This window comes from Loktanella salsilacus, assembly GCF_024206795.1.
GTDB lineage: Bacteria > Pseudomonadota > Alphaproteobacteria > Rhodobacterales > Rhodobacteraceae > Loktanella > Loktanella salsilacus.
The window spans coordinates 316,905-331,597 of record NZ_CP072994.1; the positions used below are offsets into that span (position 1 = coordinate 316,905).

The 14,693-nt window shown below is 60.6% G+C and carries 17 protein-coding genes; 9 read left to right on the forward strand and 8 right to left on the reverse strand.

Translation table 11 applies throughout. The annotated features are described in order from the left end of the window. The first annotated feature begins 94 nt into the window (after positions 1-94). From KBW81_RS01660 to KBW81_RS01685, 6 genes are all read left to right on the forward strand, one after another. Positions 95-655, forward strand: a complete 561-nt coding sequence (locus tag KBW81_RS01660; RefSeq protein ID WP_175499289.1) for a F0F1 ATP synthase subunit delta — start codon at positions 95-97, stop codon at positions 653-655. Then, entirely contained in the window at positions 656-2,191 is a 1,536-nt protein-coding gene (gene atpA, locus KBW81_RS01665) for a F0F1 ATP synthase subunit alpha (RefSeq protein WP_090189454.1), read from the forward strand. 27 nt (positions 2,192-2,218) lie between these two features. Beyond that, positions 2,219-3,097 carry a F0F1 ATP synthase subunit gamma gene (locus KBW81_RS01670; RefSeq protein WP_090189452.1) on the forward strand — a complete coding sequence of 293 codons (879 nt, stop codon included), beginning with the start codon at positions 2,219-2,221 and terminating at the stop codon, positions 3,095-3,097. Between the two features lie 19 nt (positions 3,098-3,116). Next, positions 3,117-4,541, forward strand: a complete 1,425-nt coding sequence (gene atpD, locus KBW81_RS01675) for a F0F1 ATP synthase subunit beta (protein ID WP_090189450.1) — start codon at positions 3,117-3,119, stop codon at positions 4,539-4,541. A gap of 9 nt (positions 4,542-4,550) precedes the next feature. Next, entirely contained in the window at positions 4,551-4,991 is a 441-nt protein-coding gene (locus tag KBW81_RS01680) for a F0F1 ATP synthase subunit epsilon (protein ID WP_090189448.1), read from the forward strand. A gap of 125 nt (positions 4,992-5,116) precedes the next feature. Then, entirely contained in the window at positions 5,117-5,464 is a 348-nt protein-coding gene (locus KBW81_RS01685; protein ID WP_090189446.1) for an H-type lectin domain-containing protein, read from the forward strand. Here KBW81_RS01685 and KBW81_RS01690 read toward each other — a convergent pair. Beyond that, positions 5,461-6,477 (reverse strand): ribose-phosphate pyrophosphokinase, encoded by a 1,017-nt coding sequence (locus KBW81_RS01690; protein ID WP_090189444.1) that lies wholly within the window; start codon positions 6,475-6,477, stop codon positions 5,461-5,463. The two genes, KBW81_RS01685 and KBW81_RS01690, sit on opposite strands and share 4 nt — an antisense overlap. Before the next feature lie 99 nt (positions 6,478-6,576). On the opposite strand from KBW81_RS01690, the gene KBW81_RS01695 reads away from it, so the two are divergent. Both KBW81_RS01695 and KBW81_RS01700 read left to right on the forward strand, forming a co-directional pair. Further along, positions 6,577-7,176, forward strand: coding sequence for a 2-hydroxychromene-2-carboxylate isomerase (locus tag KBW81_RS01695; protein ID WP_254248093.1), 600 nt, complete (start codon positions 6,577-6,579; stop codon positions 7,174-7,176). Beyond that, positions 7,176-7,949 carry an alpha/beta fold hydrolase gene (locus tag KBW81_RS01700; RefSeq protein WP_254248094.1) on the forward strand — a complete coding sequence of 258 codons (774 nt, stop codon included), beginning with the start codon at positions 7,176-7,178 and terminating at the stop codon, positions 7,947-7,949. Before KBW81_RS01695 ends, KBW81_RS01700 begins: the two co-directional genes overlap by 1 nt. Here the strand turns inward: KBW81_RS01700 and KBW81_RS01705 are convergent. From KBW81_RS01705 to KBW81_RS01730, 6 genes are all read right to left on the reverse strand, one after another. Beyond that, positions 7,930-8,979 (reverse strand): threonine aldolase family protein, encoded by a 1,050-nt coding sequence (locus KBW81_RS01705; protein WP_254248095.1) that lies wholly within the window; start codon positions 8,977-8,979, stop codon positions 7,930-7,932. The two genes, KBW81_RS01700 and KBW81_RS01705, sit on opposite strands and share 20 nt — an antisense overlap. Next, positions 8,980-9,450, reverse strand: a complete 471-nt coding sequence (locus KBW81_RS01710) for a YcgN family cysteine cluster protein (RefSeq protein ID WP_090189436.1) — start codon at positions 9,448-9,450, stop codon at positions 8,980-8,982. It lies immediately after the preceding gene. Beyond that, complete coding sequence (locus KBW81_RS01715; protein ID WP_254248096.1) at positions 9,443-10,381, reverse strand: bifunctional riboflavin kinase/FAD synthetase; 939 nt, start codon at positions 10,379-10,381, stop codon at positions 9,443-9,445. The genes KBW81_RS01710 and KBW81_RS01715 overlap by 8 nt, the downstream gene beginning before the upstream one ends. Before the next feature lie 60 nt (positions 10,382-10,441). Then, the gene (locus KBW81_RS01720; RefSeq protein WP_254248097.1) at positions 10,442-10,885 is read right to left on the reverse strand and encodes a MaoC family dehydratase; all 444 of its coding nucleotides are present in this window, start codon (positions 10,883-10,885) and stop codon (positions 10,442-10,444) included. A 107-nt stretch (positions 10,886-10,992) separates the two neighbouring features. Beyond that, positions 10,993-11,868: a TIGR01459 family HAD-type hydrolase gene (locus KBW81_RS01725; protein ID WP_090189431.1), complete on the reverse strand. Its 876-nt coding sequence runs from the start codon at positions 11,866-11,868 to the stop codon at positions 10,993-10,995. A 104-nt stretch (positions 11,869-11,972) separates the two neighbouring features. Then, positions 11,973-12,890: a manganese-dependent inorganic pyrophosphatase gene (locus tag KBW81_RS01730; protein ID WP_254248098.1), complete on the reverse strand. Its 918-nt coding sequence runs from the start codon at positions 12,888-12,890 to the stop codon at positions 11,973-11,975. A gap of 81 nt (positions 12,891-12,971) precedes the next feature. On the opposite strand from KBW81_RS01730, the gene KBW81_RS01735 reads away from it, so the two are divergent. Next, entirely contained in the window at positions 12,972-13,628 is a 657-nt protein-coding gene (locus tag KBW81_RS01735; RefSeq protein ID WP_090189728.1) for a DUF2161 domain-containing phosphodiesterase, read from the forward strand. Here the strand turns inward: KBW81_RS01735 and KBW81_RS01740 are convergent. Next, positions 13,625-14,608 (reverse strand): TraB/GumN family protein, encoded by a 984-nt coding sequence (locus tag KBW81_RS01740; protein WP_090189429.1) that lies wholly within the window; start codon positions 14,606-14,608, stop codon positions 13,625-13,627. The genes KBW81_RS01735 and KBW81_RS01740 overlap by 4 nt on opposite strands. Between the last annotated feature and the right edge of the window lie 85 nt (positions 14,609-14,693).

Below are 14,693 nucleotides of genomic sequence, written 5' to 3' on the forward strand. Positions count from 1 at the left end.
CGACGCTGATTTTAATGCCTCGGTTACTTCGGGGAGACGTGAACGCCTCCGGACCCTTTTGGGGTCGCGGGGGCCTTATATCGGAAGGGTGGACGTGTCCGAACCAGCTTCGATCACTCAGGGTATCGCCGGGCGCTATGCGTCGGCGGTGTTTGACATCGCTAAAGACGGCAACAATCTCAAGGCGATGGAACAAGACGTCGACGCGCTTGACGCGGCTTTGTCCGAGAGCGCGGATTTCCGCGATCTGATCACATCGCCTCTTTATAATCGTGAACAGCAAGCTTCTGCCGTGAAGGCGATCGCGCAAAAGATGGCACTGTCGGATACGATGGCGAATCTTCTTGGCCTGTTGGCTGACAAGCGTCGCCTTTTCGTTCTGGCCAGTATCGTTGGTACGCTGCGCGACCTTTTGGCCGAGGACCGTGGCGAGGTCACCGCAGAGGTGACCAGTGCCAAGGCTATGACCAAAGCTCAAAGCGACAACCTTGCTAAGGCTCTGACTGAACAGGTCGGCAAGTCGGTCAGCATTAAGGAAACTGTGGACGCCTCCATTCTTGGTGGTCTGATCGTCAAGGTCGGCTCGCGCATGATCGACACGTCGATCGCGTCCAAACTCAACGCACTCCAGAACAACATGAAAGAGGTCGGATAAATGGCGATCCAAGCGTCTGAAATCTCTGCGATCCTAAAGGACCAGATTAAAAACTTCGGTCAGGATGCCGAAGTCGCCGAAGTCGGCCGTGTGCTGTCCGTCGGTGACGGTATCGCCCGCGTTTATGGCCTTGATGCCGTGCAAGCCGGTGAGATGGTCGAATTCCCCGGTGGTATCCGCGGCATGGCCCTGAACCTCGAAACCGACAACGTCGGCGTCGTGATCTTCGGTTCCGACCGTGACATCAAAGAAGGCGACACCGTCAAGCGCACTAAGTCCATCGTGGACGTGCCTGCTGGCCCAGAGCTGCTGGGCCGCGTTGTTGACGGTCTGGGCAACCCGCTGGACGGCAAAGGTCCGATCAACGCATCCGAGCGCCGCGTCGCAGACGTCAAAGCGCCGGGCATCATCCCGCGTAAATCGGTTCACGAGCCGATGCCAACGGGTCTGAAGTCCATCGACGCCATGATCCCAATCGGCCGTGGCCAGCGCGAGCTGATCATTGGTGACCGTCAGACTGGTAAGACCGCTGTCGCGCTCGACACCATTCTGAACCAGAAGTCGTATAACGACGCTGCCACCGATGACAGCCAGAAGCTGTACTGCATCTATGTTGCTATCGGTCAGAAGCGTTCGACTGTTGCTCAGCTTGTGAAAAAGCTCGAAGAGACAGGCGCGATTGAATACACGACTATCGTCGCTGCAACGGCTTCCGATCCTGCACCAATGCAGTATCTGGCACCGTACTCTGCCACCGCGATGGCCGAATATTTCCGCGACAACGGCAAGCATGCTTTGATCATCTATGACGACCTTTCCAAGCAGGCTGTGTCCTACCGTCAGATGTCGCTGTTGCTGCGTCGTCCACCAGGACGTGAAGCATACCCAGGCGACGTGTTCTATCTGCACTCTCGTTTGCTGGAGCGTTCGGCCAAGCTGAACGAAGACAACGGTTCCGGCTCGCTGACGGCTTTGCCGATCATCGAAACCCAGGGCGGCGACGTGTCCGCGTTTATTCCGACGAACGTGATCTCGATCACCGACGGTCAGATCTTCTTGGAAACCGAACTGTTCTTCCAGGGCATCCGTCCTGCTGTGAACACGGGTCTGTCGGTGTCTCGTGTTGGTTCTGCAGCCCAGACCAACTCGATGAAATCCGTCGCAGGTCCGGTTAAGCTGGAACTGGCGCAGTACCGCGAAATGGCGGCCTTTGCGCAGTTCGGTTCCGATCTGGATGCCGCAACGCAGCGTCTGCTGAACCGTGGTGCCCGCCTGACAGAACTTATGAAGCAGCCGCAGTATTCGCCGCTGACCAACGCAGAAATCGTCACCGTGATCTATGCGGGTACGAAGGGCTTCTTGGACAAGATCCCCACAAAAGAAGTTGGTCGTTTCGAGGCTGGTCTGCTTAAGCACATGCGCAGCGAAGGCCGCGACGTTCTGGACATGATCACGAACGAAGATCCCAAGATCAAAGGCGATGCAGAAGCCAAGCTGAAGGCAGCCATCGAAGCCTTCGCCAAGGATTTCGCGTAACCTTTGCCCGAGAGAGGAGTTTAGGTTTTGCCTAGTCTCAAGGACCTTAAAAATCGGATCGCGTCGGTCAAATCGACCCGCAAGATCACCAAGGCCATGCAGATGGTGGCCGCCGCAAAATTGCGGCGGGCACAGGACGCAGCCGAGGCCGCGCGCCCCTATACGGAGCGATTCAACGCGGTCATGGCAGGCCTGAGCCAAGCAGCAGAGGGTTCTCCCTCTGCGCCAAAGCTGTTGGCTGGCACTGGGTCGACCCAAACGCATCTGCTGGTTGTCATGACCGCAGAGCGCGGCCTGTGCGGTGGCTTTAACGCCAACATCGCCAAGCTGGCCCGCGTGCACGCGAAAAAGCTGGTTGCCGAAGGCAAGACTGTCAAAATTCTGACCGTCGGTAAAAAAGGGCGCGATTCATTGCGCCGCGAGCTGGGCGATCACTTTGTCGGTCACATCGACATGTCCGACGTCAAGCGGATGTCCTATGCCGACGCACAGCGCGTCGCAAAGGATGTACTTAACCGTTTTGACGCGGCTGAATTCGACATCGCAACGATCTTCTTCTCGCGGTTCGAAAACGTTGTGTCGCAGCACCCGACAGCGCAGCAGATCATCCCGGCCAAGTTCGAAGCCGTGGCGGATGCCGCAACCGCAAGCACGCTTTACGACTACGAGCCCAGCGAAGAGGCCATCTTGGCTGACCTGCTGCCGCGCGGCGTCGCAACGCAGATCTTTGCGGCTTTGCTGGAAAACGCAGCGTCCGAGCAGGGCGCACGGATGTCCGCTATGGACAACGCAACGCGCAACGCCGGCGACATGATCGACGATCTGACCATCGAGTTTAACCGCTCGCGTCAGGCGAAGATCACGAACGAGCTGATCGAAATCATTTCGGGCGCTGAAGCGCTCTAAGAAGACTGGAGAAACACTTATGGCAAACGCAAAAGGCAAAATCACGCAGGTGATTGGTGCCGTCGTGGACGTCCAGTTCGGGGATCACCTGCCCGAAATTCTGAACGCCCTGACCACCGACAACAACGGCAAGCTGCTGACGATGGAAGTCGCCCAGCACCTTGGTGAAAACACCGTGCGCTGCATCGCTATGGACGCGACCGAAGGTCTGGTCCGCGGTCAAGAAGTCACCGACATGGACAACACGATCACCGTGCCCGTCGGCGACGCGACCCTGGGCCGCATCATGAACGTCGTTGGCGCGCCAATCGACGAACGTGGCCCCATCGGCGAGACCGAGCGTCGCTCGATCCACGGCGATGCACCATCCTTCGAGGCGCAGTCGACCGCGTCCGAAGTTCTGGTCACCGGCATCAAGGTCATCGACCTGCTGGCCCCCTACGCAAAGGGCGGCAAGATCGGCCTGTTCGGCGGTGCCGGTGTGGGCAAGACGGTTCTTATTCAGGAACTGATCAACAACATCGCAAAAGTGCACTCGGGCTATTCCGTGTTCGCTGGTGTGGGTGAGCGGACCCGTGAGGGTAACGACCTGTACTACGAATTCATCGAGTCCAAGGTCATCAACATGGAAGACCTGACAAAGTCCAAAGTGGCTCTTGTCTACGGTCAGATGAACGAGCCTCCTGGTGCCCGTATGCGCGTTGCACTGTCCGGTCTGACGATGGCAGAAGCCTTCCGTGACCAGTCCGGTACTGACGTTCTGTTCTTCGTGGACAACATCTTCCGCTTCACGCAGGCTGGTTCCGAGGTGTCCGCACTTCTGGGCCGTATCCCGTCCGCTGTGGGCTACCAGCCAACGCTGGCGACCGACATGGGCCAGATGCAGGAACGCATCACGTCCACTAAGAACGGTTCGATCACGTCCGTGCAGGCCATCTACGTGCCCGCCGACGACCTTACCGACCCGGCACCTGCGACGTCCTTTGCGCACCTTGACGCGACCACGGTTCTGAACCGTGCGATCTCGGAAAAGGGTATCTACCCGGCTGTTGACCCGCTGGACTCCACCTCGCGTCTGCTCGATCCGGGCATCGTGGGCGAAGAGCACTACAAAGTGGCGAACGACGTTCAGCAGATGCTGCAGCGTTATAAGTCGCTGCAGGACATCATCGCCATCCTTGGCATGGACGAGCTGTCCGAAGAGGACAAGATGACCGTCACGCGCGCCCGTAAGCTGGAGCGTTTCCTGTCCCAGCCGTTCGACGTGGCAGAAGTCTTTACTGGCTCGCCAGGCGTTCAGGTTGCTTTGGAGGACACCATCGCGTCGTTCAAAGCCGTTGTGGCTGGTGAATACGATCACCTGCCAGAGGGTGCCTTCTACATGGTTGGCGGCATCGATCAGGTTATCGCTAAAGCCGAGAAAATGGCCGCAGACGCGGCGTAAGGAGCGATCATGGCAGAAACTCTGCAATTCGATCTCGTCTCGCCCGAGCGCCGGTTGGCCTCGGTCGAGGCCTCCGAGGTGCAAATCCCCGGTGCCGATGGCGACCTGACGGCGATGGCGGGCCACGCGCCCACCATCACCACCCTGCGTCCGGGCGTTCTGCGCATCGTGCGCAGTGGCGGTACTGACGAATTCGTGGTGCTTGGCGGTTTCGCTGAAATCACGGCAACGTCGGTGTCGGTTCTGGCCGAAAGCGCACTGCCACGCGGCGAGATGACGCAAGAGGTCTTTAACGGACTGATGGCTGACGCTCACGCTGAGATGTCGAAAGCCAAGGACGTGTTCAAGAATGAGCCCGGCCCGGTCGACGACGCGGCAAAGCTGATTGCAGATATGGTGGCCATTGGCACCCATATTGGACTTGATCCAAAGCAGTCAAACTTCGGCTAAACGCTGTATTTTGGTAACAAATTTTAAAAGGCCCCGCATTCCGGGGCCTTTTTGCTGTCTTAAGGACTTCTTTTGGACGACTGAGGCAGAATTAATCAACAATCTTTTTCTGGATAAACTTAACGATGCGTAAATTCGCAAGCCATACGGTCGGCATTGATCAGGGCAATCTTGTCCTGTTTTCTGACTTTGAAGACGACGGTGAAATGTGGACGGGAGAGGGGCCGCGCCTGACCCGGCATGCTGTGCTGTTCTCGGACCGCTATGATGCTGCGCCGGTGGTGCAGGTGTCGCTGGCAATGTGGGATATCTCGAACAATGCCAATGCGCGGGCCGATGTTTCATCTGAAAACATCACCCGCGAAGGCTTTGATATCGTGTTCCGGACGTGGGGTGACACGCGCGTGGCGCGTGTCAGAGTGTCTTGGATGAGCGTTGGGCCGATCCCCAGCGACGAGGTCTGGGACCTTTAGCGGCCGTAGACGCCCTCATAGATCGGCTGCAGTGTCTTGTGGTTGAACAGGGACGACACGGATGTGCCGTTCCATGTGTTCAAGATCGCCTGTGCAAAGATCGGTGCCGTTTTCACGATGCGGATGTTGGGGCAGGCGATGGTTTCCGGCTTGGGCATGATCGTGTCGGTGATCACGAGGTTCTTCATCACAGACTTGCTGACGCGTTCAATCGCGGGGCCGGACAGGACGCCGTGGGTGATGTAGGAATGCACTTCGCGCGCGCCGTTTTCCATCAGCACTTCAGCGGCTTTGCACAGGGTGCCAGCCGTATCGACAAGGTCGTCGACGATCAGGCAAACGCGGTCTTTGACGTCACCGATAACTGTCATCTCGGCCACTTCACCGGGCTTGCCGCGCCGTTTGTCGACGATGGACAGGGGCGCACCGATCCGCTGCGCCAGATCGCGGGCACGGGCCACGCCGCCGACATCGGGGGACACGACCATGATGTCGTCCATCTGATCTTTGAAATTGTGCATGACGTCCAGCGCCCAGACAGGGCTGGCGTACAGGTTATCCACGGGGATATCGAAAAAGCCTTGGATCTGCGTCGCGTGCAGGTCGAGCGTCAGAATGCGCTCCACCCCGGCCTCGACCAGAATGTTGGCGACCAGCTTGGCGGTAATCGGCGTGCGGGCCTTGCTGCGACGGTCTTGGCGGGCATAGCCGAAATAGGGCATGACGGCCGTGATCCGCGCGGCTGAAGACCGGCGCAGCGCGTCCGCGATGATCAGCAATTCCATCAGGTTGTCGTTGGTCGGGTTCGACGTCGGCTGGATGATATACATATCCTCGCCGCGCACGTTTTCGAACACTTCGACGAAGATCTCTCCGTCATTGAACCGTTCAACCCGCGCATCGACCAAGTTGACGTCCATGCCACGGTGCATCGACATGCGGGCCGCGACGGCCTCTGCCAAGGGGCGGTTCGCGTTGCCGGAAATCAGCTTGGGTTCGTGCAGGTTCGCCATGGGGGGTCCTTATCGCCACATCGCGGAATCGCCCGCGTTGACACCGCCTAGCACACCACTACGGTCCCGAAAACACTCTCGCAGGAAAGGCTGACGAAAATGGCCCATATCGATTACTACTTCGCAACGATTAGCCCCTATACTTACCTTTGCGGCGTCCGTCCGGCGGACATCGCAAAGGCGCATGGGGCGACGATCACCTATCGTCCGATCGATTTGATGAACGTCTTTTCCCGCACCGGCGGTCAGCCCCCTGCGGAACGCCACCCCAATCGGCAGGCCTATCGTTTGCAAGACATGCGCCGCCGCGCAGGGATGACCGGATTAAAGATGACCGAAAAGCCTGCGTTTTTCCCAACCAACCCCGCGCCCAGCTCTTACGCGATTATCGCAGCGCAGGCCGCAGGTGGCGGCGATTTGGGCGCATTGGTCGCCGGGATCACCCGCGCGTGCTGGCTTGAGGATCGCAATATCGCAGATGACGACGTGATCCGCGACTGCCTGACCGCCGCCGGCTTTGACGCCGCGCTGGCCGACAAAGGGCTGCTGGCGGGCGCTGAGGCGTATCACCGCAACACCGAAGACGCCGTGCGCCTTGGCGTGTTCGGCGCGCCGTTCTTCATCACCGATGGCGACGAGCGGTTCTGGGGCGAGGATCGTCTGGTCGATCTGGATGCCCATCTTGCCGGGCGCATCTGATGAGCATTGAAACGCGGGGCGGGCGCGATGTGAAAGTGCTGCGCCTTGGCGCGCCGCCTGCAAATCTGCTGCTGCACTGCACCTTGGCCCGGTCAGAGGCGCTGTTGCCGCTGGCGCAAACGCTGCCGGCCGGGTCTGTGCTGATCGACTTGCTGGGCCATGGCAAGTCTGCTGATTGGGACGGGCAGGGGGATTACCAGAGTGCGAACGCCGCCGCCGCGCTGGACCTGTGCGAGGGGCCGATGCATGTCATCGGCCATTCGTTCGGGGCGACGGTCGCGCTGCGCATGGCGCTGGATCACCCAGAGGCTGTCGCGCGGCTGACCTTGATCGAGCCTGTCTATTTCGCCTTGGCAACGGATGCGGCGGCGCAGGCGGACCATGTCGCGCGATTCACGCCGATCTATGCGGCCTACAATGCTGGTGATCTGGAAGAGGCCGCACGGCTGTTTCACGGCGACTGGGGCGGTGGTGCGTGGGATGCGATGCCGGACCACACGCGGGCCGGGTTTGCGCGGCGGATGCCCCTGATCATGGCGGGAACGCCGTCGATACAGAATGATATCCACAATGCCGCTGGACGGCTGTCGCAGCTGCGGATGCCAATCACCTTGATCCGCGGCGAATTTTCAGCGCCGATCATCCCGGCCATTCATGCCGGGATTTGCGCGGCCGTGCCACAAGCGCGGGATCACGTCGTGCCGGGCGCGGGCCACATGGTGCCGATGTCCCATGTGGCGCAGGTCGCGCAGATTATTGCGTCAGAAGCGTGATGAACTGGTCAATCGCCGCGTGATCGCATGACCAGTCACACACCAGCCGCCCGGTCAGGACCTCGTCCGCCGGGCCGCTGTCTGGGTCGCCAGAGGTGACGTAGTAGTGCGCGCCTGCGGCCAGCATGCGCTGATGCAGCCCACGGGGGGCGTCAAAGAACACCAGGTTCGATTGCGACTGATACTGGATTTCAACGTCTTTCGCGGTCTTTAGGCCCGCGATCAAGCGGGCGCAGGCGGCGTTGGCCTTAGCCGCAAGCGTGAGCCACAGATCGTCCGTCAGATAAGCTTCCATCTGGGCGGACAGGTAGCGGTGCTTGGAAAACAGATGCGCGCCACGCTTGCGCCGCAGCTCGAATTCCCACGACGCAGCGGGGTCGAAAAAGATGCAAGCCTCGACACCCAGCAGGCCGTTTTTGGTGCCGCCAAAGCTGACGGCGTCGATGCCAGCTTTCCACGTCATTTCCGCTGGCGAACAGCCCAAAGACACCAGCGCATTGGTGAAGCGGGCACCGTCAAGGTGGGTCTTTAGGCCAAATTCATGCGCAACGGCGGTCAGGGCCTGCAATTCAGCAACGGAATAAACCGTCCCCTTTTCAGTGGCCTGCGTGATAGAGACCGGTCCGCGCTGGGGGCCGTGCACACCGCGAGTTTCCTCGCCCAAGATCGACGCGCGCAGGGCGTCCGGGGTCATCTTGGCATCTGTCGCGGGCACCAAGGTCAGCTTGGTGCCACCGGTATAAAACTCGGGCGCGTTGCATTCATCTTCCTGGATATGTGCCATGGGGCTGCAAAAGATCGTGTCCCACGGGTTCGATAACGTGGCGAGGGTTAGCGCGTTTGCGGCGGTGCCGGTGGCGACCAGATGCACGGCAGCTTCTGGCGCCTCAAAAATCTCTTGGATCATGGCGCGCACGCGGGTCATGCCATCGTCGCTGCCGTAGCCGCTGGCATAACCGGTGTTGGCGTCCATCAGCGCCTGCATCACAGAGGGGTGGGCCGGGCCCGCGTTGTCAGAGGTAAAGAACATCTAGGTCGGCTCCTCGATGATGTTGTCTTCCCATTCGTCGTCGTTCACGTCGACTTCCGACAGGGTCTGCCCGCGCATGGTAACGCCAGCGGTGTGGGGGCTGTCCGGATCACCCGACAGCAGCGGATGCCAAGGATATAGATCGCGCCCTTCCGCCACGAGGCGATAGGCGCAAGTCTGCGGCAGCCAATACATGTTGTCCGCGATGGTCTTTGGCGTCAGCACGATACATTCAGGTACAAATTTGTGCCGCACTTCATAGCGGGCGCAGAGGCAGGATTCGTTGTCGAGTAGGCGGCAGGCGACACGGGTCAGGGCGACTTCGCCGGTGTCTTCGTCCTCTAGCTTGTTCAGGCAGCATTTGCCGCAGCCATCGCACAGCGCTTCCCATTCGGGGCGCGACAGCTTGGCCATGGGGATGGTTTTCCAGAACTTCGGGCGCAACCCGCTGCGGTCAATGGCGTCAGACATGGGATAGGATCTCTCTTGCCTTGGTGCAGTCGGCGTCCATCTGGTCGATCAGGGCCGGCAGGCCGTCAAACTTCAGCTCTGGCCGCAGGTAATCGACAAGGGCGACGCTGATGTGCTGGCCGTAAAGGTCGCCTTTGAAATCAAAGATAAACGTCTCACAATTGGGGACTTCGCCGTTGAACATCGGGCGTACGCCGATACTGGCGGCCCCGTCATAGCGGCCCGCGTGGGGGCCTTTGGCGATATCGACGCGCACGGCATAGACGCCGAATTTTGGCGGGTGCAGACCTTCGATGGACATGTTCGCGGTGGGATAGCCCAATTCACGGCCACGCTGGTCGCCGCGAATGACTTCGCCCACGATGCGGTGCCAATGACCCAGCATGGCGGCAGCGTCGCGCGGCTTGCCATCGGACAAGGCCGTGCGGATCGCGGTAGAGCTGACGCGCCCGCCTTCGAGCGCGACCATAGGGGCGACGGTGACGCCAAAACCCATTTCAGCGCCGTAGCGTTGCAGGTCAGCAGCATTGCCAGCGCGGTCTTTGCCAAAGCAGAAGTCAGCCCCGATCACGACATGGGCTAGGCCAAGGCGGTCATGGATCACTGTTTGCGCAAATTCGCGGGGGCTAAGCGCGACAAGGGCGGCATTGAACGGCACCTCGTACAGCTTTTCGACGCCTTGCTTGGCCAGCTCGTTCGCGCGCGCCTCGGCGTTCATCAGGCGAAAGGGCGGGGCGTCGGCGGCGAACAGCTGGCGTGGATGCGGCTCGAACGTCATCAGGCCAAGCGGCGCGCCAAGTTGCGTCGCGGCACCCCGGGCTGCGTCGATCACGGCGCGATGGCCCAGATGAACGCCGTCAAAATTGCCAATGGCGGCGGCGGCACCGCGGTCGGAGGGATCAAGATAGAGTGTGTCACGAATGATGCGCATAGCGATTGCGTAGCGCGGTGCGGCACCCGGCGCAAGGTGCGCGCAGGGCAGGGGCTGGCTTCAGTCGAACTTGCCCGACGGTGCCAACACGACGGCTTCCCCTGCGAGGACTTTTTTGCCGTCCACGAGGCAGCGGGTGTCCAGTGTCACCTTGCGCTTGGTGTAGTCGATTGCGGTGACTTCTACCTCTGCTGTGACCATGTCGCCGGGGCGCACGGGGGCCAAAAAGCGCAGGGATTGGCCCAAATAAACCGTGCCATGACCCGGCAGCTGTTCCCCGATCACGGCAGAGACAAGCCCTGCTGTCAGCATGCCGTGGGCGATGCGACCCTCAAAGATGGTGTCTTGGGCATAGGCATCGTCAAGGTGGACGGGATTCCGGTCGGTGCTGACCTGCGCGAACATCTCGATATCCTCGTCGGTGACGACCTTGCGCAGGGACCGCATCATGCCGACTTCGAGGTTTTCAATCACGATGGTACCGCGGGGGGAATTGTCGAGCATGGCGCAATCCTTAAAGTTACAAACGACCCAATAAAGCGGATCATTTGTAACTAAATTACGCTGCAGGTGCGAAATGTCAACTGCGCCCTTGGTCGAATGGGGGGCGGTTAGCGCAGAAAGCCGATGGCATATGTCGGGTTGACCTGCTGTGTGGCAAGATAGGATTCAAGCGCCGGACCGGCGGGGTGCATGTCGGTCGTCTGCGTTTCCGCGGCGGCCAGACCGCCGGTGATGAACAGCGAATCAAGGTCTTCTTGCTGCCCGCCAAGGATATCGGTGTGGATGCCGTCGCCGATGCAAATGATCCGCGTCAGATCCGCGCCGCCATCGAGCTGCGACAGCCGGCGGCGGGCAAGGTCATAGATCGGCGGATGCGGTTTGCCGAAATACAGGCTTTCGCCGCCCATTTCAGTGTAAAGTTTCGCCAGAGCGCCAGCGCACCATTCCCGGCTTTCGCCGCGATCAACGACGATATCGGGATTCGCGCAAAGCAGCTTTAGCCCGCGCTGCTTGGCCGCCAGAAATTGTGGGCGATAGACGGACGGATCGGCGTGAGGGTCGGCAGGGCCGCAGCAAACGATGCCGTCAGCCTCGTCCAGCGGAACCTGCGTGATTTCAACCGGGTTGGCGAGCATATCCATCGGTTTGAAAAAGCTCTGATCGTGGTCTTCGCCCATGAACCAGACCTTTTGGCCAACGGCACCTTCGAACATAGCGGCGCGGGCGCTGTCGCCAGAGGTCGCGATGGCGTCCCAGCTGTCGTCAGGAATACCCATGCCTTGGATCTGTTTCTGGACAGAGGTCCAGGGGCGCGGGGCGTTGGTGACAAGGATCACGCGGCCGCCCGCTTTGCGATAATCCTGCATCGCCTTGACCGCGTCCGGGAAGGCCGTGACGCCGTTGTGCATGCAGCCCCAAAGATCGACGAAAGCTGCGTCGTATTCGCTGGCGATGTCGAGGAAGCTGTGGACGATCTGGGTCATGGCGTGGCCTTCATGGGGGGGTGATGCCGGAGGCCAGTGTCGGAGCCTCCGGCGGGAGTATTTCGGGCAAGATGATGACGCGAAGCCGCCACGCCCGCTTTGGTTTACTTCTTCAGGTTTGGAATGATCTGCTTTTTGCGGCTCATCACGCCGGGCAGAACGACGGTGTCGCCTGCGGTGTCGGCATCAAAGGACGCCTTGGCGACCTGCTTGGTCAGATCGTTGGGCAGCAGCATCGTGGCTTCTTCACGGATGATGTCGACGACGAAGAGCAGGACCTGATCGACGCCGTCTTCGGCTGCGACGGCGGGCATGGCAGCGACCAGCGCATCCTTGCGGTCAAGCACGACGGCGGGCGAGGTGGTTTCCAGCACGGAGACGCGGAATTTTGTGCCTTCGATCTCGTACTCTTTGGAGTCCATGCGCAGCAGATCGGCGTCAGAGAAGGCGCTGACATCGGATTTGGCGGCGAACATTTCATCCGCGTAGGATGCGATGTCGATGCCCAGATCGGCGGCGAGGTCTTCGGCAAGTTTCTGGTCCACAGGCGTCGTGGTCGGCGAGCGGAAGGCCAGTGTGTCGGACAGGATGCAGGACAGCATCAGGCCTTTGATGCCTTCGGGCATTTTGGCCGCTTTGTCGCCCATCAGTTGGTGCATGATGGTGGCGGTACAGGCCAGCGGGCGGATCGTGATGTCGATCGGGCCTTTGGTTTTGATGCCGCCGACCAGCAGGTGGTGGTCGATGATCGCCTGCACGTCGGCGCCGTTGATGTTTTCCGGCAGTTCAGCCGGGTTATTGGTGTCGACGATGACGCAGGCTTGGCCGTCGGTCACGTCGCGGACGATTTCAGGCAGGGCAAAGCCCCAGCGCTTAGCGACAAATGCGGCTTCTGTGTTGGGCTGGCCCAGTAGGACGGCCTTGGCATCGACGCCTGCGTCCTTCAAGAACCATTCCCAGATCAGGGGGGACCCGGTGGAATCAGTGTCGGGGGATTTGTGGCCGAAGATCAGGGTGGTCATTGTCATTTCGCCTATGCTGATGAATGATTTTGCCGCCTTATAGTGGCGATGACGCGTGCTGTCACGCAAGTCGGGAATACAATGACTAAACCACGCGAAGCTGACCTTTACCCCGCCATCAAGGCGCATCTGACCCGGCAGGGCTATGACGTAAAGGGCGAGGTGGGCGCGGCTGATGTCGTCGCCCTGAAGGGCGAAGAGATGCTGGTGGTTGAGCTAAAGACTGGCTTTTCGCTGACGCTGTTTCACCAAGGCATCGCGCGGCAGGCGGTGACAGATCAGGTGTATCTGGCGGTGCCTGCGGGCGGGCAGCGCAAGGCGATGCTGGCCAATGTCGGGCTGGCGCGGCGGTTGCGGCTGGGCGTGATGACCGTGCGTTTGCGCGACGGGTTTGTCGAGGTGATGGCCGAGCCCGCGCCATTCACGCCGCGCAAATCGCCCAAGAAGGCGAAGGCGATCAAGAAAAAGTTTGCGCGGCTCAAGGGTGATCCCAATGCGGGGGGCGCGACGCGGCATGGGCTTGTGACAGGTTACCGGCAGGATGCAGTGGCCTGCGCCCGGTTTCTGGCGGTGCATGGCGAATCCACCGGCGCGCGGATCAAGGACTGGGCAGAAGTGCCCGATGCGACGCGAATCATGGCAAATGACCATTACGGCTGGTTCACCCGCGTGCGGCGCGGCGTTTACGATTTGACGGCTGCGGGCCGCAAGGGGCTGGCGGATTGGGACGACAGCTAAGGCTGCGTGATTGTCCAACCGGCCTGCGCCAGCAGGTTCATGAGGCCAGTTTGCCCTTGCAGGTGGGCCGCGCCGACGGCGACGGTGATATGGTCATGGGTGGCGGCGGCCTGCGTGATCATGGGCATCCATGCTCGGTTGCGGTCGGTCAGAAGTTGTTGTTCCGACAGATCGAAAAGCGCCTCTGCCTCTGCCGCGTCGATGCCCGGAAGCAGGTGGGTCGCCGCGCGGGACACGTGCCAAAGCTCTGCGGTATGTCCGGCAAAGTAGCTGTCCAGCATGGTGGCGAACATGGCGGCCTGCAGGTCAGGTGGCGACAAGGCCAGCCGCAGTTGATCGACCTGGACGTCGATGGGGTCGCTGCGCATCATGTTAAACAGGGTATCCCAAGGCTCTAGCGCTTGCACTGGCACGCCGGCCGCCGCAGCCTGATCCATCATTAAGCCGTCCAGTCCATCCTTGCCCGATTGAAGATCGGCCATGGCACAGGGCGGAATAGCAAGCGTCAGGGCGACGTACCAAGGCTGCATCTTGGAAAGAAGAATCGCGGGGATGCCCCGGTCGCTGGCGGCCTGCACGATGGCTTGCCAGGTCGCTTCGTCCATCCGTTCGGGCAGGGTGGGGCCGTCTGGCATAAAGATCAGCGCCGGGTCCGTGGTCATCGCTTGCGTCAGATCGGCCTTTTCCTGCGGCCCCGCCTCGACCAGCAGCAGGTCGCTGGCGGCGACGATGGGGGCTGTGCGGGCGGCCAAGGGAATCAGGCGCGGATCGAAAAGGTGCATCGTGCCGATCACGTCGATCTGAGTGCCGCCTTTGACGGCGCGAAAGAAAAGTCCCTGCCCGTAAGGCGTGTTCGCAACCGCCTGCGCCACAGCGTCGCGGTCGGTTTGCGTCAAAAGCGTCTTAATGTCAGGCCCGCTGCACAAGGCATGGGCCGGACCGGTCATAGCGATCAAGAGGACGATCAAAAAAGCGCGCATGGCGGGTCCTTATGTGGCGAGATGCCGCCCAAGCTTAAGGCGGGATTAAGGTGTCCGCCATAAGGCATGGCGGATCGCGTGCAAT

Coding starts and splice junctions, on each gene's coding strand:
- atpA (WP_090189454.1), top strand. CDS start 656: ATGGCGATCCAAGCGTCTGAAATCTCTGCGATCCTAAAGGACCAGATT.
- atpD (WP_090189450.1), top strand. CDS start 3,117: ATGGCAAACGCAAAAGGCAAAATCACGCAGGTGATTGGTGCCGTCGTG.
- KBW81_RS01680 (WP_090189448.1), top strand. CDS start 4,551: ATGGCAGAAACTCTGCAATTCGATCTCGTCTCGCCCGAGCGCCGGTTG.
- KBW81_RS01685 (WP_090189446.1), top strand. CDS start 5,117: ATGCGTAAATTCGCAAGCCATACGGTCGGCATTGATCAGGGCAATCTT.
- KBW81_RS01690 (WP_090189444.1), bottom strand. CDS start 6,477: ATGGCGAACCTGCACGAACCCAAGCTGATTTCCGGCAACGCGAACCGC.
- KBW81_RS01695 (WP_254248093.1), top strand. CDS start 6,577: ATGGCCCATATCGATTACTACTTCGCAACGATTAGCCCCTATACTTAC.
- KBW81_RS01700 (WP_254248094.1), top strand. CDS start 7,176: ATGAGCATTGAAACGCGGGGCGGGCGCGATGTGAAAGTGCTGCGCCTT.
- KBW81_RS01705 (WP_254248095.1), bottom strand. CDS start 8,979: ATGTTCTTTACCTCTGACAACGCGGGCCCGGCCCACCCCTCTGTGATG.
- KBW81_RS01710 (WP_090189436.1), bottom strand. CDS start 9,450: ATGTCTGACGCCATTGACCGCAGCGGGTTGCGCCCGAAGTTCTGGAAA.
- KBW81_RS01715 (WP_254248096.1), bottom strand. CDS start 10,381: ATGCGCATCATTCGTGACACACTCTATCTTGATCCCTCCGACCGCGGT.
- KBW81_RS01720 (WP_254248097.1), bottom strand. CDS start 10,885: ATGCTCGACAATTCCCCCCGCGGTACCATCGTGATTGAAAACCTCGAA.
- KBW81_RS01725 (WP_090189431.1), bottom strand. CDS start 11,868: ATGACCCAGATCGTCCACAGCTTCCTCGACATCGCCAGCGAATACGAC.
- KBW81_RS01730 (WP_254248098.1), bottom strand. CDS start 12,890: ATGACCACCCTGATCTTCGGCCACAAATCCCCCGACACTGATTCCACC.
- KBW81_RS01735 (WP_090189728.1), top strand. CDS start 12,972: ATGACTAAACCACGCGAAGCTGACCTTTACCCCGCCATCAAGGCGCAT.
- KBW81_RS01740 (WP_090189429.1), bottom strand. CDS start 14,608: ATGCGCGCTTTTTTGATCGTCCTCTTGATCGCTATGACCGGTCCGGCC.